This window comes from Xanthomonas sp. NCPPB 2933, from assembly GCF_056725225.1.
Genome location: NZ_CM161518.1, coordinates 2,755,449 through 2,778,742, shown reverse-complemented (window position 1 = coordinate 2,778,742; position 23,294 = coordinate 2,755,449). Strand labels below are relative to the sequence as shown.

General features: G+C 62.6%; 19 protein-coding genes. 6 read left to right on the top strand and 13 right to left on the bottom strand.

Annotated features, from left to right (window positions below; translation table 11 throughout):
• Positions 1-29 precede the first annotated feature (29 nt).
• Entirely contained in the window at positions 30-1,073 is a 1,044-nt protein-coding gene (locus tag AC1PLU_RS11310) for a Gfo/Idh/MocA family protein (RefSeq protein ID WP_481106271.1), read from the top strand.
• An 18-nt stretch (positions 1,074-1,091) separates the two neighbouring features.
• Here AC1PLU_RS11310 and AC1PLU_RS11305 read toward each other — a convergent pair whose 3' ends face one another.
• The 6 genes from AC1PLU_RS11305 to AC1PLU_RS11280 all read right to left on the bottom strand — a co-directional run bounded on the left by AC1PLU_RS11305 (position 1,092) and on the right by AC1PLU_RS11280 (position 8,040).
• On the bottom strand, positions 1,092-1,343 hold the full coding sequence (locus tag AC1PLU_RS11305; protein WP_481106270.1) for a hypothetical protein: 252 nt from the start codon (positions 1,341-1,343) through the stop codon (positions 1,092-1,094).
• Positions 1,340-2,686 carry a TFIIB-type zinc ribbon-containing protein gene (locus tag AC1PLU_RS11300; protein ID WP_481106269.1) on the bottom strand — a complete coding sequence of 449 codons (1,347 nt, stop codon included), beginning with the start codon at positions 2,684-2,686 and terminating at the stop codon, positions 1,340-1,342. The genes AC1PLU_RS11305 and AC1PLU_RS11300 overlap by 4 nt, the downstream gene beginning before the upstream one ends.
• A gap of 18 nt (positions 2,687-2,704) precedes the next feature.
• Positions 2,705-3,856 carry an SPFH domain-containing protein gene (locus AC1PLU_RS11295; protein ID WP_481106268.1) on the bottom strand — a complete coding sequence of 384 codons (1,152 nt, stop codon included), beginning with the start codon at positions 3,854-3,856 and terminating at the stop codon, positions 2,705-2,707.
• A 250-nt stretch (positions 3,857-4,106) separates the two neighbouring features.
• Positions 4,107-4,382, bottom strand: a complete 276-nt coding sequence (locus tag AC1PLU_RS11290; RefSeq protein WP_023904049.1) for a hypothetical protein — start codon at positions 4,380-4,382, stop codon at positions 4,107-4,109.
• Between the two features lie 246 nt (positions 4,383-4,628).
• Positions 4,629-6,890 carry a methyl-accepting chemotaxis protein gene (locus AC1PLU_RS11285; RefSeq protein WP_481106267.1) on the bottom strand — a complete coding sequence of 754 codons (2,262 nt, stop codon included), beginning with the start codon at positions 6,888-6,890 and terminating at the stop codon, positions 4,629-4,631.
• A 280-nt stretch (positions 6,891-7,170) separates the two neighbouring features.
• Positions 7,171-8,040 (bottom strand): NmrA/HSCARG family protein, encoded by an 870-nt coding sequence (locus tag AC1PLU_RS11280; protein ID WP_481106266.1) that lies wholly within the window; start codon positions 8,038-8,040, stop codon positions 7,171-7,173.
• 142 nt (positions 8,041-8,182) lie between these two features.
• On the opposite strand from AC1PLU_RS11280, the gene AC1PLU_RS11275 reads away from it, so the two are divergent.
• The 4 genes from AC1PLU_RS11275 to AC1PLU_RS11260 all read left to right on the top strand — a co-directional run bounded on the left by AC1PLU_RS11275 (position 8,183) and on the right by AC1PLU_RS11260 (position 13,059).
• Positions 8,183-9,058: a LysR family transcriptional regulator gene (locus AC1PLU_RS11275; RefSeq protein WP_481108513.1), complete on the top strand. Its 876-nt coding sequence runs from the start codon at positions 8,183-8,185 to the stop codon at positions 9,056-9,058.
• A gap of 269 nt (positions 9,059-9,327) precedes the next feature.
• The gene (locus AC1PLU_RS11270) at positions 9,328-10,686 is read left to right on the top strand and encodes an alpha/beta hydrolase (RefSeq protein WP_481106265.1); all 1,359 of its coding nucleotides are present in this window, start codon (positions 9,328-9,330) and stop codon (positions 10,684-10,686) included.
• Complete coding sequence (locus AC1PLU_RS11265; RefSeq protein WP_481106264.1) at positions 10,683-12,212, top strand: GMC family oxidoreductase; 1,530 nt, start codon at positions 10,683-10,685, stop codon at positions 12,210-12,212. Before AC1PLU_RS11270 ends, AC1PLU_RS11265 begins: the two co-directional genes overlap by 4 nt.
• A 43-nt stretch (positions 12,213-12,255) precedes the next feature.
• Positions 12,256-13,059: an SDR family NAD(P)-dependent oxidoreductase gene (locus AC1PLU_RS11260; RefSeq protein ID WP_481106263.1), complete on the top strand. Its 804-nt coding sequence runs from the start codon at positions 12,256-12,258 to the stop codon at positions 13,057-13,059.
• A gap of 349 nt (positions 13,060-13,408) precedes the next feature.
• On the opposite strand, the gene AC1PLU_RS11255 is transcribed toward AC1PLU_RS11260, so the two are convergent.
• The 4 genes from AC1PLU_RS11255 to AC1PLU_RS11240 form a co-directional block, all read right to left on the bottom strand.
• Complete coding sequence (locus tag AC1PLU_RS11255; RefSeq protein ID WP_481093234.1) at positions 13,409-15,397, bottom strand: preprotein translocase subunit SecA; 1,989 nt, start codon at positions 15,395-15,397, stop codon at positions 13,409-13,411.
• Positions 15,390-17,474, bottom strand: a complete 2,085-nt coding sequence (locus AC1PLU_RS11250) for a hypothetical protein (protein WP_481106262.1) — start codon at positions 17,472-17,474, stop codon at positions 15,390-15,392. The genes AC1PLU_RS11255 and AC1PLU_RS11250 overlap by 8 nt, the downstream gene beginning before the upstream one ends.
• 62 nt (positions 17,475-17,536) lie before the next feature.
• Positions 17,537-19,390, bottom strand: a complete 1,854-nt coding sequence (locus AC1PLU_RS11245; RefSeq protein WP_481106261.1) for a GAF domain-containing protein — start codon at positions 19,388-19,390, stop codon at positions 17,537-17,539.
• A complete protein-coding gene (locus AC1PLU_RS11240; protein WP_481106260.1) occupies positions 19,387-20,871 on the bottom strand; it encodes a TolC family outer membrane protein in 1,485 nt (494 codons plus the stop codon). Before AC1PLU_RS11240 ends, AC1PLU_RS11245 begins: the two co-directional genes overlap by 4 nt.
• Positions 20,872-21,089: 218 nt before the next feature.
• Between AC1PLU_RS11240 and bamE the strand changes: the two genes are divergently transcribed.
• Positions 21,090-21,404, top strand: coding sequence for an outer membrane protein assembly factor BamE domain-containing protein (gene bamE / locus AC1PLU_RS11235; protein WP_065047407.1), 315 nt, complete (start codon positions 21,090-21,092; stop codon positions 21,402-21,404).
• A gap of 146 nt (positions 21,405-21,550) precedes the next feature.
• On the opposite strand, the gene AC1PLU_RS11230 is transcribed toward bamE, so the two are convergent.
• From AC1PLU_RS11230 to AC1PLU_RS11220, 3 genes are all read right to left on the bottom strand, one after another.
• Positions 21,551-21,742: a hypothetical protein gene (locus tag AC1PLU_RS11230; protein WP_127159917.1), complete on the bottom strand. Its 192-nt coding sequence runs from the start codon at positions 21,740-21,742 to the stop codon at positions 21,551-21,553.
• A gap of 10 nt (positions 21,743-21,752) precedes the next feature.
• Positions 21,753-22,292: a hypothetical protein gene (locus AC1PLU_RS11225; protein ID WP_481106259.1), complete on the bottom strand. Its 540-nt coding sequence runs from the start codon at positions 22,290-22,292 to the stop codon at positions 21,753-21,755.
• A gap of 410 nt (positions 22,293-22,702) precedes the next feature.
• Entirely contained in the window at positions 22,703-23,239 is a 537-nt protein-coding gene (locus AC1PLU_RS11220; protein WP_481093239.1) for a hypothetical protein, read from the bottom strand.
• Between the last annotated feature and the right edge of the window lie 55 nt (positions 23,240-23,294).

The following is a 23,294-nucleotide window of genomic DNA, read 5'->3' as shown; positions in this document are numbered from 1 at the left end:
CAAGCACCTGAAACTGCGAAGGCCACAGCATGGCGCCAACCACATTTCCCGAGCCCGACCTGTTCTTGCCAGGGCAGGGCGAGCCATCGCTGCGATGGGGCATCTTGGGTCCAGGGCTGATCGCTTCGGCATTCGTCAGCGCGCTACGCAAGCACACCAGGCAGCAGCCGTTCGCGGTCGCCTCACGCAATCGTGCGCGTGCCGACACCTTCGCAAAAACCTGGGCAATGGAGCGTGCGTACGACAGCTACCAGGCATTGGTCGACGACCCCGAGATCGACATCGTCTACGTTGCCACGCCCCACAGCGAGCATCTGGAACATGGCCTGTTGGCGCTGCGCGCCGGCAAACATGTGTTGATCGAAAAACCCATGACCACCTGCGCGGACGACGCACGCATGCTGGTGCAGGAAGCACACGCGCGCGGCCTTTTCCTGATGGAAGCCATGTGGAGCCGGTATCTGCCTCACACCTCGGTGCTGCGCAAACTGCTGGCCGATGGCGCGATCGGCGAGGTCAGGCATGTCTTTGCGGACCTCAGTCAAATCGGCCCCAGCGATCCAATGCATCGGCAACGCCGACCGGAGCTCGGTGGCGGAGCGTTGCTGGATCTGGGTGTGTATACCGTGCAGTTCTCGTCCATGATCCTGGCCGCACCCACCGCCATCACCGCAACCGGTGCGCTCACCGACACCGGCGTGGATGCGTTTTCGACCTTGGTGCTGTCGCATGCAGGAATGGCGCAATCCACCCTGATCAGCTCCATCGTGGCCCGCAGCAGCTCGGTCGCCTATGTCACAGGCACCAAAGGACGCATCGACCTTGCAGGCGACTTCCATAACCCCACAACCCTGTGCCTGGTCGGCAACGACTACGCCAGCACACCAGCACTATGGGAAGACCCGACCGGCATCAATAGCTACGACGGACTGTCCTGGCAAGCCACCGCCGCCGCACGCTACATCGGCGAAGGGCGCAAGGAATCGCCACTGCATCCACTCGACGAAGTGGTCCAGATCATGACCACCCTGGATGTGGCGCGCGCGCAGTTGGGCGTTGGCACCACAGCTTAGGACCTCAAACAGCCGCTCTTAATCTGCATCCCGGCGTACGCGCGTTCGGTAGGCCGCCACATTTTCGCCGTCGATGTGCTTGGCCTGCGTGCCGGTGATGGTATCGACCTTGCGGTCCGAGCCGGTCACTGGCTTGGCATCGACCGTCGTTTCCCGTTCGAAGGCGTGCGACTGGTCGGTATTGCGGTAGTACTGATACAGCACCCAATACAGCGCAGACGCACCGACCGGGCCGGCCAGCAGTAACCACAGTCCGTTGTTGTCGCTCATGCGGTCACCGCCACGATCCAGAGGGCAATTGCTTCGATGACGGTGCCGGCGGTGAGTGCGGCCAGCAACAGTTTCCACTGCTGCACCGGCACGCTGCCCATGGTCTCGCCGGTACGGCCATTCACCGCGATGTAGTGCAGCATGCCGCCGCCACGTCCGGGCTGGTGGTACGAGTACAGCCACACCGGCAGATACATCGACACCCAGCGCGTGCCATGGACATCCAGCCGCTCCACCTCCCAACGCACGCCGCGGTCGTAGCGGCGCACCGAGCTTTCCACTTGTACGCGGGCGATCGACAGCAGCTGGTCTTCCAGACGCGGCCTCAGCTGTTCGACATCGCGGTCGCGCTTTTCCGAGGTGAACCCCGCCAGATACGACGCGTTCCACTTCACTGCATTCTTGGTGTCGAATGGCAGGATCGTGTTGATGATGTTGTTGGTGTTGACCCGGCTATCCAGGTTGCCGCGCTCGGCAGACGATTCCAGTGGCAGATCGTCCACCGTGAACTCCACCTGCCGCTGCACCTGGTACACGTCAGCGTCGTAATAGGTGCGCTTGTTCTTTTCGGTGCCTTGCGTGTACTGCCGCGTCTTGATTTCGCCCGTGCCGCTCACGCTGGCGCTCGCGCTGCCATCGACGATCATGTAAGGCAGGTAGACGCCCACCACGTTCTCGGGCGTGAACTGCTGCTTGAAGGCCTTGAGCGCAAACAGGCGCCGCTTGTCCACGAACTGACGGATACGCGCCACGGCATCGTCTTTGTTGATGTGGAAGGGCAGCACTGCGTCGGGTACCGCACCGTTGGCCACCTGCTCGTTGACGCCGAACACATGCCGGCACCAATGGCACCGCGCCGTCATCGTGCTCTGCGTGTTGATGGTCACCTCGGCGCCGCAACCTGTGCACTTGAAGCTCATCAGGCTGGCGGCGTCTGCAGCGATATCCTGCGCGCCCGAAGCGATGACCGTGCCGCGCAATTGGCCGATGCCTTCGCCGAATCCGAACACCTCTTCAACCCGCGCGCCGTGCCATTCGTGACGACAGAACTGGCACACCAGCAGATCGGTGCCGAGCTTGGGCCGGATATCGCTGGCGCCGCATTTGGGGCAGCGATTGAGGCCGTCCTTGAGCTCGGCGGCCGCCGTGTCGATGGCCAGCGGGTCGGGCGCCTGCAGCTCGTTGCGGATCGGAGCGGGAAGGGTGGCCGGGTCGAGCTTGAAACTACCTGGCAACGGCGGTACGTCCTGCGGCGACCCGGGGCCGGTCGCAGGCGCTGCGGACAGCGGCGGCAACGGCGGAGGTGTCGCCGGCAATGGCGGCGGGATGCGAGAGTCGGACATGATGGCGGCGCGCCTCGCTTACAGGCCCAACGCCTTGGCTTTTGCCGCGTTGTAGTCGTCCTGCGTGATCAGGCCGAGGTCCAGCATTTCCTTGGCCTTCTTCAATTTGGCGACTACATCGTCGGCAGCGGGTGCAGCTGGCGCGACCGGCTGTTGCAGACCGCCAACGCCACCCACCATGCCGGTCGCCATGCCCACGCCCACCAAACCTGCAGCGCCGCCATGTTCGCCCGCAGATTGGATGCCTTGCGCCACGCTCGCCTGCAAATTGGAGTTGCCGCGTGCGCCCGCCAGTGCGTCGGCGCGCTGTACGGTCTTGAGCAGTTCCCGCGTGTTCGCGTCGTATTCGATCGACACGATGGCCGTCTTGACGATGGCCAGACCACGCTCGGAGTTCCACTGATACGCCTGCTCGACCGCATCGGACAGACTCTTGGCAAAGCCCAGCGAATCCTGCTGCAGCCACGCGATGCGGTTGCCTTTTCCCGGATCGTTTGTGTACAGGCTGAAGGCCGGCGCAAGCGCACTCACCACCTCGTTGAACAGTTGGCTGGCCGCAGCGTTGTCCAGGTCGGTGAAATCGAACACCTGGCCCGGCTGCAGGTAGCGCGCAGGCACGAAGTTCTTCACGAACAAAATGGGGTCGACAATCTTCAACGTATACGAGCCACGCGTGATTGCGCCGACCTGCGTCCCAAGAAACCCATCGTCCCAATAGATCTCCGACTGCGTGCCGAATCGGTTATCTGGCAGCTCTTTCAGTGACACGAAGAACGCGGCCTGCTGCGCGCCCGGCTGGCCACCGAACTTGAAGCGCTCCCAGCTCTGCCGGATCAGCGGCGTCACCAGGCCATCGCCAGCGAAGATCGACTGCGCATTGACATCGTCGGAGCGCCACTCGTAACCACCCGGCTCGGCGACAAACCCGGTGATCGCACCGTCCTGCAACAACAGCAGCCCGTAACCCTCGGGCACGATGATCTTCGAGCCGTTGCTGATGATGTTCGAAGACGCGTTGGTGTTGGCGCCGCGCCCGGCGTTGCTTCCACTCGGCACCGCAGCGAACAGCGCGGCGGTGGATGGCAGGCCAGCCGGCACGGTGTAGAAGTCCTTCCACTGATCAGCAAGCACGCCACCGACCGCACCTGCTACCGCCTGCAAAAGACCCATGACAACTCCCTGTAATTGGTGACGAGATATTGATGATGGGTGTTGCGCCCACCGCGTTCGCCGCACTATATCAGCAGCGCGCTGGCGTTATGGCGTTGCCCATCCAGGCATGGCGTGGTGGTGGTGCAACAACGTGTCGCAGTGCGAGCTAGCGCACGATGCAACAGACACAAAAAGCCCCGCATGCGCGGGGCTCTATCGCGGTGTTATCGCCGCCAATCGCACAAGGGCGTAGCAGCCGCTGTCAGCCTTACGGAAGATCGCACTTGAGTTTCGCGTCCACGTAATAAGGCTTGGGAACCTCCGGATTCTTGCTGGTCTTTTCGAACACCACCTCGAACGAATCCAGATCCGGCTTGCCCTGACGTCCCGTGCAGGCATCCTGCAATTTCTTCTTGACTGCCGCGATGCCAGCATCGCGATTGGCGCCGTCGGCGCTGTTGGTCAGATTGGCGACCTCGGCAAATGCCGGCGAACTCATACCCAACAAGCCAGCAACAACCATAAGAGCGTGCAGCTTTTTCATACAATCTCCTTTGCGATGTCTTTAGATCTTCCGGGGTGCATGGACGCCAGCGGCGATCAAGGCTTGGCGAAACAGGGCGCCGCGAGCAGTCCAGCCCGGCGCAGCATAGGCCGGTCGAGTTAAGGCATCGTGCATACGCGCGTATGCGCCGTTGCGGATCGCTTCAACGTGTTGGCCATCTGCAGATTCGATCACCTCTCAAACGCAAACGGCCCGGACAAGCCGGGCCGTTTGCGACGCGCAAGATCAGAACTCCTGCCAGTCGCTTGCATCGTGCGAGGCGCCTGCGGCCACGGCGCGCTTCGGTGCAGCCGCCGGGCGTACCGGGCTTTTGGCAGCGGCAACAGTTCGTCCAGCAATCACACCGAGCTTTGCAGCAACCGGTGTCGTCGAACGCGGGGTGCGCGTGCTGTCGTCGCTGATCTTGAACACGGACACTGCCTGCGTCAGCTGCACAGCCTGTTCTTCCATCGAGCGTGCGGCGGCGGTGGCTTCTTCCACCAGTGCTGCGTTTTGCTGGGTGGTTTCGTCCATCTGCGTCACGGTGGTGTTGACTTGTTCGATACCGGCCGACTGTTCCTGCGATGCCGCAGAAATCTCGCCCATTATGTCGGTCACGCGCTGCACGCTGGCAACGATTTCCGCCATCGTGGAGCCCGCTGTATGCACCAGCGTCGAGCCTTCGGCAACCCGCTCGACCGAATCGTCGATCAGACTCTTGATCTCCTTCGCCGCAGCAGTGGAACGCTGGGCGAGGGTGCGCACTTCCGACGCCACCACCGCAAAGCCGCGGCCTTGTTCGCCGGCACGCGCCGCTTCCACCGCCGCGTTCAACGCGAGGATATTGGTCTGGAACGAGATACCGTCGATGACCGAGATGATGTCGGCAATCTTCTTGGACGAGGCCTCGATACCAGACATGGTGCCCACGACCTTGCTCACGATCTCACCGCCCTGCGACGCAACGCTTGCCGCACCGATCGCCAACTGGTTGGCTTGACGGGCGTGCTCGGCATTCTGGCGCACGGTGGAGGTCAGCTCTTCCATCGAAGCGGCGGTTTCTTCCAAGTTGGCCGCTTGTTGCTCGGTACGCTGCGACAGGTCCTGATTGCCGGCGGCGATTTCGCTGGCGGCCGAGTTGATCGAGATCGCCGAGTGCTGGATGCGGCCGACAATCTCCGCAAGTTGCGCAGCAGTGGCATTGGCGTCGTCACGCATCTGCGCGAACACGCCCTTGAACTCGCCACTCATCCGCGCGGTCAGGTCGCCTGCGGCGATGGATTGCAGCAGCGACGACAGCGATTGCAGGTTGCCATCGGCCGTGGCCATAAGCTGGTTGAGGCTATCGACCATCACATGGAAATCGTATTGGAAACGGTCGGCGTCGCCGCGTGCGGTGAAGTCGCCATTGGCCGCAGATTGCGCCAGCTGTTTGATCTCGTGGTTCATTGCAGACAGGTTGGCCTTCACCTCGTCCATGGTCTGCGTCAGCACCGCCTTCTCGCCTGGTAGGCGGTCCATGCTCTCGCTGAGGTCGCCGATGGCATAGCGGCCCATGATGCGCGCCAGGTTTGTCTGCACGGCCAGATGCGAGGCCACCAGCGTATTGGTGTCCTTGGCCATGCGGCCGTAGTCGCCGGGAAACGCGGTGGCATCGATACGGAAACTGACCTGGCCATCATCGTGGCGCTTGGCCATGTCGCTTTGTGCAGTGAGCAAGGATTGCAGCTGCGTCTGCATGCCACGCATGGCACGCAGCAGGCGGCCGGTTTCATCCTTGGCGTCGCTTTCCACGTTGTTGTCCAGCTGCCCGTTGGCAATTGCCTCTGCAGCCTGCGTTGCACGTGCGAGCGGCTGGGTCAGGCTGCGGGTGATGAGCCAGGCAAGCAAGCTGCTGATCACCACCACGGCAATGCCACCGGAGATGATCAATAGCTTGCCGCGATTCATCGACGCCACTGCATCGGCATAGGCTTGCTGGCTCTGACCTTCCTGACGCGTCACCAGCTCGCGGATTTTGTCCTGCCATGCAATCGTCGCCGGGCGCGCCTTTTCGCTGAGCAACGCCTGCGCCGGCGTGTTGTCGTTTTGAGCCGCGAGCGCCATGACCTGGTCGTTGATTTTTCCCGAGATGGCGCGTCGCGCATCCATCTCTGCACGAATCTTGCGGCCTTCCTCGGAGCTGGGCAATGTGTCCAGCTTGGCCCGCAACTCGTTGTAACGCTGACGTTGCGCCTTGATGGTGGAGAGCGCTTCGTTGTTGAGTTCATCGCTGGTGGCCATGGCATACGTGCCCAGCGCGATCAGGATCGATGAATTGGCATCCAGCATGCCGTTGCCGATCTGGATCTTGGCCATGCGATCGAGCACGATGAAATCGAACTGTTGTCGTGCGTTGGCCATGGTGATCAAGCCGGTCGCCAGCAGCAGGCTCGACAATAGAATCAAAATTCCAAAAGCGACGCCGAGACGGCGACCGACGTTATAGCGTTGCAAATAGGCAGTCATGCGAATCGTCCTGATGTCCAGTAAGTGGCACCGGCTAGCAGGCCGCGTGATGTTCGTGTGAGTGCCTCGGCAACGTGATAACGACGCGAAAATCGGAAACTTGAACCGCGCGCTCCAGGCTGCATTTAGCTTGCATTTTCGTTCACGTACGTCAGGAAAAAACCGACTGGCAGCGTAATGATTATGTGCGTGAGAATGCTGATACCACTGGTCAGTTCGCCTCCAGCAGAGGATTGTACGCAGCAAGCGGGGTTTCCCACGCTTGTTGCGTCGCATGCGATCAAGCCCGCGCCGTCGCCTCGCGCACGAAGTCTTCATAGGTACGCAGCGGGCGCCCCAGCATGGCCTGCAATTTTTCCACCGTGCCGTCGGCTGCCTGCATGCCGAATCTCTGGATACTGGCCATCATCAGGCGCATGTCGTAGGCCAACCAGGATGGGCCGTAGGCCGCCATCTGCGCTTCGAACGCGGCCACGTCGTCGCCCGCGTAGGCGATCTCGCGCCCAAGCGCTGCACTCCAGACCTTCGCAACGGAGCTGCCCGTGACGGCATGCGGGCCAACCAGTTCGAGCGTGACACGCTTAAGCGCGGCAGGTGCACGGTCGCGTCGCAGCAACTCGACAACCGCGATGTCTGCGATATCGCGCGCATCGATCATGGCCACACCTGCAGAGCCGATCGGCATCGGGTAGACACCGTAGTCCTGAATCGTCTGCTGGATCATCGCTTCGTTCTGCATGAAGTACGTAGGACGCAGAATCGTTGCAGGAATATTCAGGCTTTCGATCATGCGCTCCACCGTGTGCTTGCCGGTGAAGTGGGGCACGTTGGTGAACTTATCGGCATGGATGACCGACAGGTACACGATGCGCTCGATGCCTGCCTCCTTGGCCAGATTCAGTGCGATCAGCGCCTGCGTCACTTCGTCGGGAGTGACCGCATTCAACAGGAACAGCGTGCGCGCCGACGACAACGCGGCACGCATCGATGCAACATCGGTGAGGTCTGCGACAACTTCAGTCACACCCGCCGGGAAAACGCGCTTGCCGGGTTGGCGAACCAATGCCTTCACCTCTGCGCCTGCATCGGCAAGGCCCTGGGTGATGAGAGAACCGATGGTGCCGGTGGCACCGGTGACGAGAATGCTCATGTGAATCTCCTGCTATGGATGGAAGAGGCGTCAGTGCGACATCGCTGCCACGACTGACGTTGCGGTGACCAGACGATATGCCGTTGCATCGTCAATACGAAGACGCCAAGATGTGGACGCCTGGTTTCAAATCTGGAACACCATGGATCTCAATGCATTGATCGATTTCGCACTGGTCGCAGCGAATCAGGGCCTGGGAAAGGCGAGCCGTGCCAGTGGCAGATCCAAGGCGACCTTGTCGCGTCGCATCGCCGATCTCGAGGAACAGTTGGGCGTGCGACTGGTCGAGCGCAGCGCCCGTGGCCTCAGGCTCACCGAAGCCGGGCAGTTGCTGATGGACCGCACCGAAGTGCCGTTGAGCGAGGTGGCCGAGGCCATGGCCGCCGCACGCGAAGGGCTCTCAACACCACGCGGACGCTTGCGAGTGGCGTCTCCGGTGCTGTTCTCGCAACTGGCGATGGGACGTATTGGCGCGGAGTTCTGCGCGGCCTATCCGGAGATCATGCTCGAGGTGGTGGCAGAGGACCGCACGGTCGATCTGGTGGAAGAGCAGTTCGATGTGGCCATCCGCATCAACCCAAGCCCGGACAGCAGCCTAGTCGGGCGGTGTTTTGCCAAGGATCGGCTGGTGGTCGTGGCTGCGCCCGGCATCGCCATGCCGACCAGCGGCGCAGTCGCGTCAGTTCCCGCTGTGGTGATGTCGAGCTTCCAGCCGACCACATGGAATCTCGATGACGGGCGCCTGGTCCTGGAACCCATTCCACGGCTGCGGTTTTCCTCCTTCCTGATGGTCCGCGACGCGGCGATTGCAGGCGGTGGCGTGGCGCTGCTTCCGCAGTCGATCGCATGGAACCAGCTCGCGCGCGGCGAACTGGTGCAGTGGGGCACGATCGCGGGCGCAGAGCCGGCGCTGTGGGTGTTGCACACCTCCAGGCGTCTGGCCGCACCCAAGGTGCGCGCCTTCGTGGACTTCATGTGCGACAGATACCCGGATGTGTCGCTGGTGTTGAAGGGATAGGGCGCTGCGTCCCGCTTGTGCGGGCTAGGCTGCGTAGCGGCCAGCGCACCACGCTGTCATAAGTATCGGTAGAGCCGCCTCGCGCGCTCGAATGTTTAACGGGGTGCGGCAAGTCCTCCATTGCGCAGCCGAGACTACGACATGGGCGAGTACAACGCGCTGGCCTTGATCCGGCTCGGCGTGTCCGGATCACAAGATGTCGGACTCATCTGCACGATGCGTGGACGACGCGCCGGTCATCATGCGCGCCTGGTGGATAGAGGTGTTACATGGCGAAGCCGACGCTGTTTTTCCTGCACGCCCTCGGGTCCAGCAGCAACGAGTGGTTTGGTGTGATCCAGCGATTGGAGGCGCGTTTCGATTGTGTGGCGCTCGATATTCCAGGCTTCGGAGACGCGCCGCCGCTGCAGCATGTCGACACCGCCGCACTGGTTGCCTGGTTTGTTGAACAGGTGATTCGGCGGCAACCGACCTGCTGGTTTGCGATCGGACATAGCATGGGCGGAAAGATCGCCACCTTGGCAGCGGCGCAGGCGCGCGATGGCGTGGCCGGGCTTGCCGGCCTGGCCGGCGTGATCCTGGTCGCGGCGTCGCCGCCGGCGCCCGAGCCGATGGAGGAGTCACGGCGACAGACCATGCTGGCCTGGTTCGAAAAGGGCCATCCCATCCGGCAAGAGGCCGAGCAGTTCATCGACGACAACTGTGCGGCGAGGTTACCTGCACCTTTGAGGGACGCGGCTGTAAACGACGTGCTGCGAACCAGTGCAAAAGCGTGGATCGCCTGGCTTGCGCACGCCAGTCGTGAGGACTACAGCGCGCAAGCCGGCTGCATGCACGTGCCGGCGTTGATCATCGCCGGCAGTGAAGATGGCGACCTCGGCGAAGCCGCGCAGACAACGCTGAACGCGCCGCATTATCACGATGCGCGTATCGCCGTCGTGGCCGATGCCGCGCACTTGATTCCGTATGAGCAGCCGGAACACCTCGCGCAGCTGATCGCGGCGCATGTGGATCGCAGCGTGGACAAGTGCCTGCCCGATGACTTCGTCAGGTTGCTCAATGCAGACAGGGTCGCCCCGCGCATGCGCAAGCTGTTGCTCAGCCGGCATGCGGGCCCGCCCGCGACTGCGCAAGGCGTGCTGAGCCAACATCAACTGGAACTACTCAGCGCAGTCGTTACGCGTGTATTGGATGGGGCCAGCGATGCGCGCGAGATTGCACGGCGGATCGATATCCAGCTTGCCGAAGGCGCGGGCGATGGTTGGCGCCATGCCGCATTGCCACCCGATCGGCTTGCAGTGCCGCTGGGGCTCGACACGCTCGACGCGCTGAGCAATGGCTTCGCTGGATTACCCGCAGGGACTCAGGATCGTTGGCTGCGCGAGGTGTCGCAATCGACAGCCGTTGATCCCTCGGCGCAGGGGCTGGATGCAGCGCAGCTGGCGCACTGGTTCGAAGACGTCCGCGCCGAAGCCGCGCGGATCTGGATCAGCCTTCCCGCCACGATGGCGGCAATGGGATACGACGGCTTCGCGGTTGGCGGTGCCGGTATCGACAGCGCGGGCTATCAACAGACTGCAGCCGATCAACAGGAAGCCTGGCAGCTTCCTGCCAAGGGGCTTCGATGAGCCTGGTCACTCCCGACGCTCCAGTGGATGTGGTCGTGGTAGGGAGCGGGGCAGGCGGCGGTCCATTGGCTGCACGGCTCGCGCAGCGAGGTCTCTCGGTGGTGGTGCTTGAGGCAGGTGAGGCTTTCAGCCCCGCGTCCCATCTGCCCGATGAGCTGACGACCGGCATCTACTGGATGGAAGAGCGCCTGAGCGGCGGGCAGACGCCCACCGCATTTGGCGCCAACAATTCCGGCTCGGGATTGGGCGGTTCCACCTTGCACTGGGGCGCCTTCTGCCCGCGTCCGGACAAGCGCGATCTGAACATATCGACGCACACCGGGCAGCGCGGCATGGACTGGCCGATCGCGCATGAAGAATTGCTGTCCTATATCCGCCGCGTCGAGGACTTCATCGGTGTCTCTGGGCCGGTGCACTATCCGTGGGATCCCGAGCGCAGCTACGCCTATCCGCCGCCGCAGCGCAATGCATCGGCCAACGCGATGGAGCGCGGTTGCCGCACGCTCGGCATCACCGCCACCGATGCGCCTGCCGCATTGGTGACCAGGGCGCACGCGCAGCCGCACTACGGCATGCGCGCGGCCTGCAACAACTGCGGCGCCTGTCATCAAGGTTGCAGCAATGGCGCCAAGGTGAGCGTCGATACCACCTGGCTGCCGCTGGCGCGCGCGCACGGTGCCCAATTGCGACCCGGTTGCCGGGTCATCGATATCGAGCGCGATGCGCGTGGCATGGTCAGCGCGGTGGTCTACCAGCAGGACGGACGCGAACTGCGCCAGCGTTGCACAAGCGTGTTCCTGTGCGCAGGCGGCGTGGAAACACCGCGCTTGCTGCTCAACCTGGGGCTGGCCAACTCCAGCGGCCAGGTGGGGCGCAATTTCATGGCGCATGTAGCCACCCAGGTGTGGGGGGAGTTCGATGCTGACATGCGCATGAACCGTGGCTACCCCTCGTCGCTGATCACCGAGGACATGCTGCGCCCTTCCAATGCCGATTTCATCGGGGGCTACCTGGTGCAGAGCCTGGGCGTGCAGCCGATCACCCTGGCCAACACCCTGGCGCGTGGCGCGGGCATGTGGGGCAGGGAACTCGTATCGACCATGGCGCGCTACAACCGCCTGGCAGGCATCGGCATCAATGGCGAATGCCTGCCGCAGGACGCCAACCGGCTGAGCCTGTCCGACGAGCGCGATGCATTCGGCCAGCGCAAGGCGCGCATCGACTTCAGCTACGGGCCCAACGAACGCGCGATCGATGCCCACGCGCGCACATCGCTGCACGCAATCTGGGAGGCGGCAGGCGCCCAACGCATCTTCGCTACCGCCCGCTCTGCACACACGCTGGGCACCTGCCGCATGGGCACGGATCCGGAGCAGGCCGTGGTGGACCCGGACGGCCGCGCATTCGATATCGCCAACCTCTACATCTGCGACAACTCGATTTTTCCAAGTGCACTGGCAGCCAATCCCGCGCTGACGCAGATGGCACTTGGCCTGCGCACGGCGGAGCGATTTCTCGCCCGCTAGTTGCGCGCATACCACCACCTCTCTCTACCACCAGGAGTTCAGCATGGATCTCGGAATCAACAATCGGATCGCCCTCATCAGTGGTGGCGACTCGGGAATGGGCAAGGAGACTGCGCGGCAGCTGCTCGAAGCCGGCGTGCGCGTGGCGATCACCGATCTTCCGGACGGCACGCTCGACCAGGCAGTGGCGGAGCTGTCGGGCCTGGGACAGATCATCGCCATCGAGGGCGATGTCACCCGCGAGCAGGACGTCACCGCCATCTGGGCACAGGTGCGCGAACAACTGGGCGACCCCGACATCTACATCAACGCAGCGGGCGTGACTGGCGCAACCGGCGACTTCCTGGAGGTCAGCGACGCCGGCTGGCTCGAAACGCTGGACATCAACCTGATGGGCGCAGTGCGCATGTGCCGCCAGGCTATTCCCGCGATGCGCCGCAATCAATGGGGACGGATCGTGCTGTTCGCGTCGGAAGACGCGGTGCAGCCCTACGTGGACGAGCTGGCCTACTGCGCATCGAAGGCAGGAATCCTGAGCCTGGCCAAGGGCCTGTCCAAGGCCTACGGAGCGGACAACGTGCTGGTCAATACGGTGTCGCCCGCCTTCATCGCAACCCCGATGACCGACAAGATGATGCACAAACGCGCAAGCGAAAACGGAACCACGTTCGAGCAGGCGATCGAATCGTTCCTGGACGAAGAGCGTCCCGGCATGGTGCTCAAGCGACGCGGCCGCCCCGAGGAAGTGGCCTCGGCAGTTGCCTTCCTGTGCTCCGAGCGCGCCAGCTTTATCAACGGTGCCGGGATCCGTGTGGATTCGGGATCTGTCTTTACCATCGCGGGTTGAGGCGTTTATTGATTGCATTTAAGCAAAATTCGTTAATGCACCCGCGGAAGCGCCCACTTCATCGCAGATCGCAGTCTGCGATCAAGCAACTTGAGGCATGTTTTAAGGGAAGGTCTGAGCAACGAAGTCTAAGAGCGCCGGATGTGGGATCGTTCCGGTGAATCGCGTCTGCATCTTCAGGATTTTGCGCCATTTCTAGCGTTTTCGCTGGGAAACCCCGGGTACAGGCGCCCGCTTCCCGCAGCAGGCAGTCACTGATTTCGCCTCAGCCACAGGTTCGATAACGCAAATAGGGGTAGCGCCTGCGCGGTGTTCTTGGTCAGGCCGCGATGGTGGAGCTTAAGGGAAATTAGCGCCGACTCTTGCCCACAAAGGCCAGCGATTTGACCCACTCCGCATCGCGCTTCTGCGTCATAACGCGTTGCTGGCGATAATGTCGTTCGGCGCGATCCTGTAACCAGGTGACGTAGCGGCGCACGACTTGTTCGTTTGCCAGCCGGGCAGGTACCAGGCGACCGAGCAGGAGTTGATGCGCGGCAGGGGCAAAACGTCGGAACAGATCGTCTTCCACGCTGACGATGGCCTCGGTGCTTCCGGGATCTCCCTGGCGCGCGCAACGCCCGAACAACTGTCGATCCACCCGGGCAGATTCGTGGAATTCAGTAAGGATGACATGCAGTCCACCGGCGGCCTCGGCCTCCTTGCTCAGCTTGATGTCCGTACCGCGGCCGGCCATGTTGGTGGCGACCGTGATTCGCCCAGCCGCACCAGCCGCAGCGACTGCATCTGCCTCGCCTTCGTCCTGTCTGGCATTCAAGACAGCATGGGCGATGCCCTGGGCTTCAAAGACAGCAGACAGCTTTTCAGACGCTTCCACCGAGCGCGTGCCAACTAGAACAGCGCGTCCCAACGAGGCCATTTCAACTGCCCGAGATGCAACTGCCTGCCAGCGTTCTTCCGAATGGCGACAAAGCGTATCGGCAAGCCGACGACGCCGGGTTGGTTTGTGCGTAGGAATGCGCGTTATCGAAAGGTCGTAGCTTCCTTTGACTTCGCTGGCGACTTCCTGCGCGGTGCCGGTCATGCCGCACAGCATGAGATAGCGACCGAAGAAACGCTGATAGGTGATCTGCGCAAGTGTGCGCCGTTGGCCGGTAATCTCGCAGTTTTCCTTACATTCGATCATCTGATGCAATCCACGTTCCCATGTTCGGTCGGTCATCACCCGGCCGGTGGATTCATCCACAATCTGCACCTTTCCCTCGGCCAGGATGTAATGCTGGTCACGCTGAAAACCATGAATGGCCGAGAGTGCCTTCTGGATGAACTCTTCCCGCCACATTGGCGAACGCCACAGCCCGTCCCATTCAGATGCGAGTTCCCTTGCATATGTTTTCCCGGCCGGGGTGAGCCAGAAATCACGATGTTGCGAGCGACGGAAATGGACGTTCTCTTCCAGCGAACGTGCCAGTTCGATGGCGCGGGTATACACGGTCGGATCGAGATCGTCGGGGAGGGTCTCGGAGATGATCAGCGGTGTGCTGGCCTCGTCAATCAGGACGCTGTCCGCCTCGTCGATGATGGCAATATGCAGTCCGCGCAGAATCGGCGCTTCCGCCACCCGGCCACCGGCGAACTCGCGCAGGCATTGTTGGGTGCGCGAGGCATCCCCAAGTGCGATCATGTCCTTGAGGTAATCGAATGTCAGTTCTTTATTGGATACATACGTGATATTGCAGGCGTATGCGGTGCGTCGATCAGGAATCGACATGTCCTGCAATACCACGCCGACCGACAGGCCAAGAAAATCGAATAACGCGGTGTTGTGCTCGGCATCGCGTTCGGCGAGATAGTCGTTGACAGTCACTACATGCGTCGCAGCCCCGGTGACGGCAGCAGAGCATGCCGCCAGGGTCGCCGCCAGCGTCTTGCCTTCGCCCGTCGACATTTCTGCAAGGCGCCCCTGTAGCAAGGCACGTCCAGCCATCAGCTGTACATCGTGGTGACGCATGCCAAGGGTGCGTCGCGAAGCCTCGCGGATCAGCGCAAAGGAAATCGCCAGTCGCTCGTCGGTAAAGCCCTCGTGCCGCATGCGGTGTGCTTCGGCAGCCAGTTGTGCTCTCAAGGCGTCGTCGTCAAGCGCTTTGGCGACGCCTTCGTTTGCATTGGTCGCATCGACGAAGCGGTGCGTGGCGCGCTGGTTGAAGCGGGGCACGCGCGCCAGCCAAGTGCGCAGGCGCTCCTCCCACACCGAGCGCTTGGCATCAACGCGCTCCAGATACGGGCCATCACCAAGCTCGATGTGGCGTGCGGCAAGCACGGCGCGTACATCAGACATCGAAATGACTCAGGAAGACCTGCCTGAGCCGCCGCCATCCCTGCATGGCAAGTGGCTCGCTCCCGTGCTCGAAGCGGACCTGCGCCCGTTCGCCGAAACGTGGTCTGGCGTCGGGGGGCAAGGCCAGATCAACGATGAAGACACGCTGGATCGTCTTGACGCCGTTCGTGTCGTTGGGATTTGTCGCAATGATGCCGCCCGCAGTAAGGCCGAGCGCTGCAGTGGGCAACTCGTCGACAGCACCGGGAAAGGTGCGGATCACCTTGGTCGTCCATGCATCGCCGAGCGAGCCGGCCAGATGCAATCGTGCGCCGGAGAAACGGCCGCGCACCAGGTCGATGTCGTCTTGCTGGACGACGGCACGAACGATCAGCTCGCGCTCCTGCAGCACGTAACCGAGTAGCTCACCCTGCTTGTAGTAATGGCCTGGCATGTCCTGCGCAGTGGCGACGACCAGTGCGCCATCATCTCCGGCGTAGCCTGTCAGCCTGGCCAGCCGTAGTTCCGCACGTTCCAGGCTCTCCTGCGCTTCGGCCAGTTGGCGACCGGAAATGGCGGCCTTGGCCGGATCGGAATAATGTTCGGCGTCATAGCGTGCCTGAGCCTGATCCACCTTCGCGCGCGCAACGGTCGCATCGGCGCGAAGTTGCGGATTCTCCAGGCGGTACAGGGGCTGCCCACGTCGGACGTTCGTGCCAGGAGTGACCAGCCAACGGACGAAGAAGCCATTGCCGCCTGCATGCAACATTGCCCGATTGGGGAGCCACACAACGCCAAGCGAGCGGCTGTGCATGGGTACGGGAATGAAGACAAGCAGCAGCACCAGGCCGCCGATAAAACATGCAGTGCGGCGCATTGCCTGTTGCCGCACGCGTTGCAGCGATCCTGATGAAGTCAGGTGTTTCCAGCCCTTGCGCAAGGGCGCGCCGAACAGACCCCAGGCACTCCACAGCGCCATGAGCACGCCGACGAAAAAATACTTGTTGGCGACAGCGAGGATCACCGAGACAGTGACAAACGTGCGATAGCAGAACGCCAGCGGTGTGTATGCAACCAGCCACCGCTGTTCGGAGGGCGTCTCGTCAGGACGCATTGCGTCGGTCGAGCCGAATCCGTAGCGATCAATCAGGTAGGTCCACCATGCCTGTCCACGCTGGGCCAGGTTGGGTATCTCGATCAGATCGGAGAGGATGTAGTACCCGTCGTAGCGCAGCAGGGGGTTGCCGTTGACCACCAAGGTGGAAACGCCACAGATCACCATCACGTTGAAGGCTACGCCACGCAGGATGCCGGGTTCGGCTGCCAGCCATATGTGCAGCGCCAGCGCCGCAAGGAACAGTTCCACCAGCATGCCGGCGGCGGCAACGGTTGCACGCCGATATTTCGAGGGGAAGGCCGAAGAGGCGGACGCTTCGACATAGGGGACGGGCGCGAAGATCAAAAACATCAGCCCCAGTTCGCGCACGGCTCCGCCCCAGCGCTTGGTTGCAAAACCGTGTCCGAGCTCGTGCAGCAGTTTCACCACCGGGTAGACGGCGGCCATGACCACCAGGTTGCTGCCGGAGAGCACGCGATCCGACAGGTTTTCGGTGAGGTCGTACCAGTGCTGGCCGGCGAGGAACAGCGCAGGCAGTACCACGAGCGCCCACAGCGCTGCGCCCCACGCACCGAAGCACCAGCCCACATAGGGCTCGAAGCGGGTGAGAAAACGATCGGGGTTGATCAGTGGAATTTTCAGGCTCATCGGATTCATGAGCCACTGCTTGATCTTTTCTGTGCGCTTGTTGCGGTGGCGGTCGAGTAGGGCAGCCGAGTCGGGCATTGCATCGGCCTGCAGCAAGTCTGCAGCATGCAGGCGGGTCAGCAGGTCGACCACTTCCGGCTGGGTGCAGGCATCGCGCACTTCGGAGGCGTTGGCGCGTTCCCACAGTGCCTGTACCGTCGTGCGCCCGTCCATCCCCGCAAGCAGCGCGTAAGCCGCGCCGGTCAGCCGGTATACCTTGCCTCCGGTCTGGTCCTGCACCACGTACCAGGGACGGCCACGGAAGATCATGCGCTGCACGGTCGCGTAAGGCATCAGTCGCGGCGTCAATTCCGCAACGCTGTGCCAGCTCGGGCTGAAAGGACTGCGCGCCACCGTTACAGACCCCAGCTCCACCACTGCATGCGCAACCAGTCGAATGTGCTGTGCAGCAGAACCCAGCCCAGTTGGCGGCGACCAACGCCCACCTTGGCCACACCTTCCATACCTGGCAACACGCGTTGGTTTCTACCCGTCAAGGCTGCCTCGACGCGATAGACGTTCTTGCCGTCCTTGACCGTGGCCACCGGCATGACCCGCACCACGCGGATCGGCAGCGCACCGCCGGCCAGACCATTGAGCATCAGTTGGCCCGCCTGACCGACGCGCACCGGTGCCATGTCGTGCTCGTCGACCTCCAGGATGATCCGGTAACTGTGCAGCGGTGCAATCTCGAACAGCTTCTTGCCCGCTTCCACGGGCGTACCCACTTGCTGGGAAAGATCGCCGGAGACAACCACCCCGTCGTAGGGCGAGCGCACCGTCGCCCGGCCGATCTTGTCGTCGAGCAAATCGAGCTGGGCCTGTGCCTCTGCCAGTTGTGCGCCGGTGACGCGGATCGCAGTCAGGTCGTGCTGGGCCATCGCTTCGCGTAGCTTGTTATCGTACTGATCGCGCTCGCTGGCCCAACGAATGCGCTCCATACGCAACTCGTGGTCGTCCAGGCGCGCCAGCGGCTGGCCATTGCGCACGATGTCGCCCGCACGTACCAAACCTTCGGAAAGAAAGCCTTCGAACGGCGCGGCGGCAACACGCTGAATCTCCCCTTCGGTGACCGTCTTGGCAGAGACGCGATAATCGACCGGCACGGCGACCAGCACCAGGATCAGCAGCGCCACAAGCGTCGCGACAGCCTTCCAAACCAGGTGCCGGGGCCCCACGATTGCGCCCCAGAAGCGACGGCCTTCATCGTTCACGCGTTGCAGCGAACTACGTTCGGCCAGCAGACGCTGCTCGACCACCGGGGCGATAAGCGCGGCAAACGTGTCAATCCAGCGGCGCTCTTCCTCGTTGAAAGCGGTCTCGCGCTCCAGCGTCAACACGGCGATGATCCGTTGCTGGTGCACGATGGGGACGGACAACAGATACGCTGCACCGGTTCGTCGCAGGAGCTCTGCATGAGCGCGAAAGCCGCCTGCATCGCCACTGGCCTCGATCGTCTGGGCCAGGTCGAGCACTTCGGCCATGGCATCGCGATAGGCATGCACCAGCGGAGATGAGGTCTCGAACGTGGCCGCTTCGGACAGCGCCGCAAGCGTGACGTGCGCGTCCCGGATGATGCCGGCGGCAACACGGGTGGCAGTGAATCGGCGGCGCAGCTCGTTGACCAGGTCAAAGAGCGCTTGCTGGAAACGTGCATGGCGCAGCGTCACCGCCAGGGTGTGGACGATGCCCGTGGTGCGCTCGCCAGCCGCGATGGCCATGTCCTGATCACGCTTGCCGAGCAGGTTCGACAGCCAGGCACTGCCCCAATGCACCTCACGCAACAGTGCGGGAACGATGCCTGCATCGCCGGACAGCTCAAACGCAACGGCACCTGCAACGCGTTCGTTTGCTGAGATGGGGACGGCGACATGCAGAATGCCCGGAGTTTCCTGATCCGGAGCGATCACCACGCGCCGTTCCGCAAGCGCCTGGCCCACGGCGGTTCCCATCCGCGACATGCCGGCGTCCGCAGACGGCCAGACGGCGATGGGGACGTAATTCTTTCCGTCCGCCGACTCGACCAATACCGCAGCATTGCGAATCGCAGGAAAGCGTTCGCAGATGAGCGCAAGCCACGCGTCGCAGAACGCATCCGAGGTACGGGCGGTGACGAATCGATCCCAGGCCGGAAGCGTCGATACCTCCATGGCCTCGCCGGTGCCGCGAGCTGCGTCATGGTCCATGGTGTCGTCAGGCAGCGCGTTCACCGAGCAGCCTCCGCCACGGTCGCGGTCATTTCATCGTGGTCGTCGCGTGCGTTGACGAACAGCGCATCGAGTTCGTCGACATCGGTTCCGGAAAGATCCCCCAGCGTGGCCTTGAGCTTGATGAAGGCCGTGAGTTGCTGGTAACTACCCTTGCGTCGGTCGCGGCGTGCGGCGGCGAGCTGCTGGCGGGCGGTAAGGATGTCTGCCTCGGTGCGAACCCCGTGCGCAGTACCGCGCGTCGCCAGCGCCAGGGCTTGGCGGGCCGCGTCGATGGCGGTGCCAGCGGCAAGCATGCGGGAGCGCCCGGCGCGCCAACCGAGAAAGGCGGTTTTCACGTTAAGCACCGCTTGTCGGCGAGCTGATTCAAAATCGTCGCGCGCCTTATCGCGCAACGCGAGTGCCTCAGCTACCTTCGCCGACTGCGTGCCGCCGGAATACAGCGGTACATTCAGCTGTAATCCCAGCGTGACGGTGGCGATGCGATAACCCGGTTGCCCGGGGAAATTACCTACATTCTGGTCGTTGTTGCCATAGCTGGCGACAAAATCGAGGGTCGGCAAATGCCCGGCGCGCTGTTTGGCGATCTCCGCTTCTGCCACGGCAATCGCGGCCGATGAAGCGCGCAGGGCAGGGCAATGTTCATCGATCTGTGCAAGCCAGGCATCGATCTCGGCACCAAGCATGTCCGGAATACGCGCATCTTCACGCAGCCAGGGTTGCACGAGATCGTCCGCACTACCGATCCACGGCTCGATGGCCGCCAGCTTGGTCTGGACGTCCATTTCCGCAGAAAGCGCGTCGGCGTCGGCCTGTTCGTATTTCGCCTGTGCGTCGTCGGCCTCCGGCTGCGACTTGGCGCCAAGTTCGGCCGATCGCCGCGCGATGTTCCATTGCGCCTTCAAGGCATCGCGTTGGGCCGCGTTGAAATCGACAGCGTCGCGCGCCTCCATCAGCTCGAACCAGCCCGTGGCGAGCTTGGCGTAGAGTTGCTGCTCAGTGTCGGCCAACTGCCAGTTGGCCTGGTCTGCGGCGCTGCCAGCCTGGGACAGCGCAACGCGGTTCGCCCGCCGCCAGATCGGCTGGTTGAGACTCAGCTGGCCGGTGCGCGCGTGGTAGTCGTCATGCAGCGTTGCCGTTGTCGTATCCAAGGTTTCATAGCGGCGGTTGTTGCCGTTGGTGCTGCCGGTCGCAGAGATCTGCGGCAGCATGGCGCCGTAGGCCTGCCGCACCCGCGCTCGCGCAGCGGCGAGATTGGCTTGTGCGGCGTCGTATCCGGGCTCGCTGTCACGGGCCAGCGCAAAGAGCTCGCCCAGCGAAACCACCTGAGGGGACGGCTCGGCGTGCAGGGAAGGAGCCAGCAGCAGCGCCAGCAGGATGGGCAAGCGAGCGGGGATGCCCCGGCGTGGCGTGCACGCAACCCGCCCGCGGCGCAGAAGAGCCACAGGTGACATGCCTTGCATAACCAAACGTTCGACCAGCACCCCAAATCCTTTCGCCAGGCGCAGGAGGGGCCGGCCCATCTTTGGGCCTCACGACACAGCGACGCGACCGGCATGCCGGTCGCGGATTGGTCGTTTTGCGAATTTCCCCCTGTACGGCCGGCATTTTCGCACCCCACGGGTGACGTGCCAAGTGCGCTCGCGGCGGCTACAATTTCGCACGGTTCGCCGACGGCGTCGACCGGAAACAGGGGAAAAACATGAAAGGGATACTTTGTGCGGTCGCCCTGGCGGCCGCAGTCGCCGGCTGCCAGACCACCGGCCATAAAATCACCACGATCGACATCGGTGCCAGCCGCGACCAGGTGATCGCCACGCTTGGCCGTCCGGATTCAATCCGGACGCTGGGCGACTTTGAAGTGCTCAATTACCTCAATCGTCACCGCACGCGCGTGTCCATGACGCACACCGATTACGCGGTGGTGCTCAAGGATGGCAAGGTGAGTCAATTCGGTCCCGGGCAGGTGAGACGGGATGGATTGCATTCGGTGGTGATCGATGGGTCGACGCGATAACGCGGTGAGCCATGACTTGATGGCGTAGCGGGCTGGCACTGGGCGTGCTTGGCATGTCCAGGGTCGGGGCCAGCTTATGTTGCTGTCAGGCGGAATGCCGCGCCTGACTGCCACAGCGGCTTGATCGAATCCGTTGCAGCTGCACTTCAGGCATCCCACGTCACCATCTGTTTTTCAGTCTGCTGGCGTCGCCTTATCGCGGTGAGCAGTTTACTTTGGCGATCGGCAAACCCGCAGATGTAACGAAAGCGGCGGCGAAGAGCGACGGTCCCAAGTATTTCCAGCGTGACATGGTTCTTTGGAACCCGTGGGCGCATGTCTTGCTTGAGGATCGGCACGACGCTGGCGTCAGTGTGGGGGTAGAGCCACGTCCGGCAAGCTCACGCCCAATCGTTCCCGTACCTTTACCGACGCAGCCGCATCGGCTTTGGCGACAATATCCATTCCCCGCAAGAATATCGCCTGATCGGGACTTTCTTGATAGAGCCCCCTGATGCTTGCCCTGCTCATGCGGCAGGCGCATCCAGTCGCTGCGGAGACGCTCATTGCCAACGTGATGCCAGGCGCGTCGGGTCCCGTCGGTCCCTTCCTCCACTTGAATGCGAGGATGATCTCCCAGTAGCCGACTGGATGCCACTCCATGCGACGGGTGGTTAGACGGAATCCCGACCGTTCATAAGATTCGACGTAGAGACGTTCCAGCGCCTGCGGCGTAATGCCGGTATGAGATAACTCAGGGACAGAGATAACGATCGCGTAGTTTGTTGGAGACGAGTCCATGCGGCGGTTGGTTTGATGCAATCCGGGCTGTTCATAAGGTTCGAGATATGCGCTTTCCAGGGCCTGCGGGGTAACACCTGTATGTGACACGTCAATGAAAGGAATCACTAGCGCGGCGCATACATCGCTCAGTCGCACCGCACCACCAGACCTGTCTGCGTAACCAGCAGATCGATCCCCGATAGGGGGCCGCCCAACAGCGCGGACCATCTCCTGCCGCCCGGTCCGGTCGGGTACGTTCCCACCGTGGAGGTCCAGTCGATCGCGGGTTGGCGCTGGACGTGCCCAGATTGACGACGATGTAGGCACCGCCCCGGACGCTTCCGACAGGGCCGAAGCACCCAGACTCGACAGGCGCCGGCAACGCGCAAGGGGTTTGCAAGGGGCCATCAGACTGCAGCCCATAACGCTGGAGACGTATGCGTGAAATGTCCCAGGCGGCCTGAGTCGGCTAAGCCGTCGTCACGGGTATCCACTATTGCTGCGGAGGGATAGCGCGTGTCTCGGAGGCAGTAATATCAGGGTTTGGGCATATCGATAGCAGGCAAGCTCATTCCCAACCGTTGCCGGACCTTTGCCAAAGCGGCCGTATCGGCTTTGATGAGCGCACGCGCTCCCCGTGCGACTAATGTCGGATCCGGACTATAGGCATCGGCCCCTATGAAACTTTCTCTCGTAACGGAGCAGCCACATGCGTCCGGCCGACTGATCAAGATACTGAGCGTAGTGCCAGGCGCGTCAGGTCCCTTCGGCGCACTCTTCAGCTGGAACACGAGCTCGATATTCCAAATGCCGTTGGGATACGACCGCCTGTGGCGGTTTGCCAGGCGGAATCCAGACTGCTCATAGGATTCGATGTAAGCGCGTTCCAGCGCCCGCATCGACATGCCGATATGAGGCCACTGTTGAGGAATGGGCCGACCTTCGGGGATCTGCTGCGACGTGCCGGCATCAGGCACTTTGGTAACGGAAGGACGACTTTGCGCGGCGGATGAGTGGTTCATCAATAATCCCAGGGTCATGGTGGCGATCAGGATCAATCGACGGGCTTGCATGTTGCGGTCTCCGGTTCTTGGGACATCTTGCCCCCTATAACGATTTCAATGGCCG

Excerpts from the sequence above, each read along its gene's own strand:
- AC1PLU_RS11310 (WP_481106271.1), top strand. The coding sequence starts at position 30 with ATGGCGCCAACCACATTTCCCGAGCCCGACCTGTTCTTGCCAGGGCAG.
- AC1PLU_RS11305 (WP_481106270.1), bottom strand. The coding sequence starts at position 1,343 with ATGAGCGACAACAACGGACTGTGGTTACTGCTGGCCGGCCCGGTCGGT.
- AC1PLU_RS11300 (WP_481106269.1), bottom strand. The coding sequence starts at position 2,686 with ATGTCCGACTCTCGCATCCCGCCGCCATTGCCGGCGACACCTCCGCCG.
- AC1PLU_RS11295 (WP_481106268.1), bottom strand. The coding sequence starts at position 3,856 with ATGGGTCTTTTGCAGGCGGTAGCAGGTGCGGTCGGTGGCGTGCTTGCT.
- AC1PLU_RS11290 (WP_023904049.1), bottom strand. The coding sequence starts at position 4,382 with ATGAAAAAGCTGCACGCTCTTATGGTTGTTGCTGGCTTGTTGGGTATG.
- AC1PLU_RS11285 (WP_481106267.1), bottom strand. The coding sequence starts at position 6,890 with ATGACTGCCTATTTGCAACGCTATAACGTCGGTCGCCGTCTCGGCGTC.
- AC1PLU_RS11280 (WP_481106266.1), bottom strand. The coding sequence starts at position 8,040 with ATGAGCATTCTCGTCACCGGTGCCACCGGCACCATCGGTTCTCTCATC.
- AC1PLU_RS11275 (WP_481108513.1), top strand. The coding sequence starts at position 8,183 with ATGGATCTCAATGCATTGATCGATTTCGCACTGGTCGCAGCGAATCAG.
- AC1PLU_RS11270 (WP_481106265.1), top strand. The coding sequence starts at position 9,328 with ATGGCGAAGCCGACGCTGTTTTTCCTGCACGCCCTCGGGTCCAGCAGC.
- AC1PLU_RS11265 (WP_481106264.1), top strand. The coding sequence starts at position 10,683 with ATGAGCCTGGTCACTCCCGACGCTCCAGTGGATGTGGTCGTGGTAGGG.
- AC1PLU_RS11260 (WP_481106263.1), top strand. The coding sequence starts at position 12,256 with ATGGATCTCGGAATCAACAATCGGATCGCCCTCATCAGTGGTGGCGAC.
- AC1PLU_RS11255 (WP_481093234.1), bottom strand. The coding sequence starts at position 15,397 with ATGTCTGATGTACGCGCCGTGCTTGCCGCACGCCACATCGAGCTTGGT.
- AC1PLU_RS11250 (WP_481106262.1), bottom strand. The coding sequence starts at position 17,474 with ATGCCTTACGCGACCGTGCAGCGCATGATCTTCCGTGGCCGTCCCTGG.
- bamE (WP_065047407.1), top strand. The coding sequence starts at position 21,090 with ATGAAAGGGATACTTTGTGCGGTCGCCCTGGCGGCCGCAGTCGCCGGC.
- AC1PLU_RS11220 (WP_481093239.1), bottom strand. The coding sequence starts at position 23,239 with ATGCAAGCCCGTCGATTGATCCTGATCGCCACCATGACCCTGGGATTA.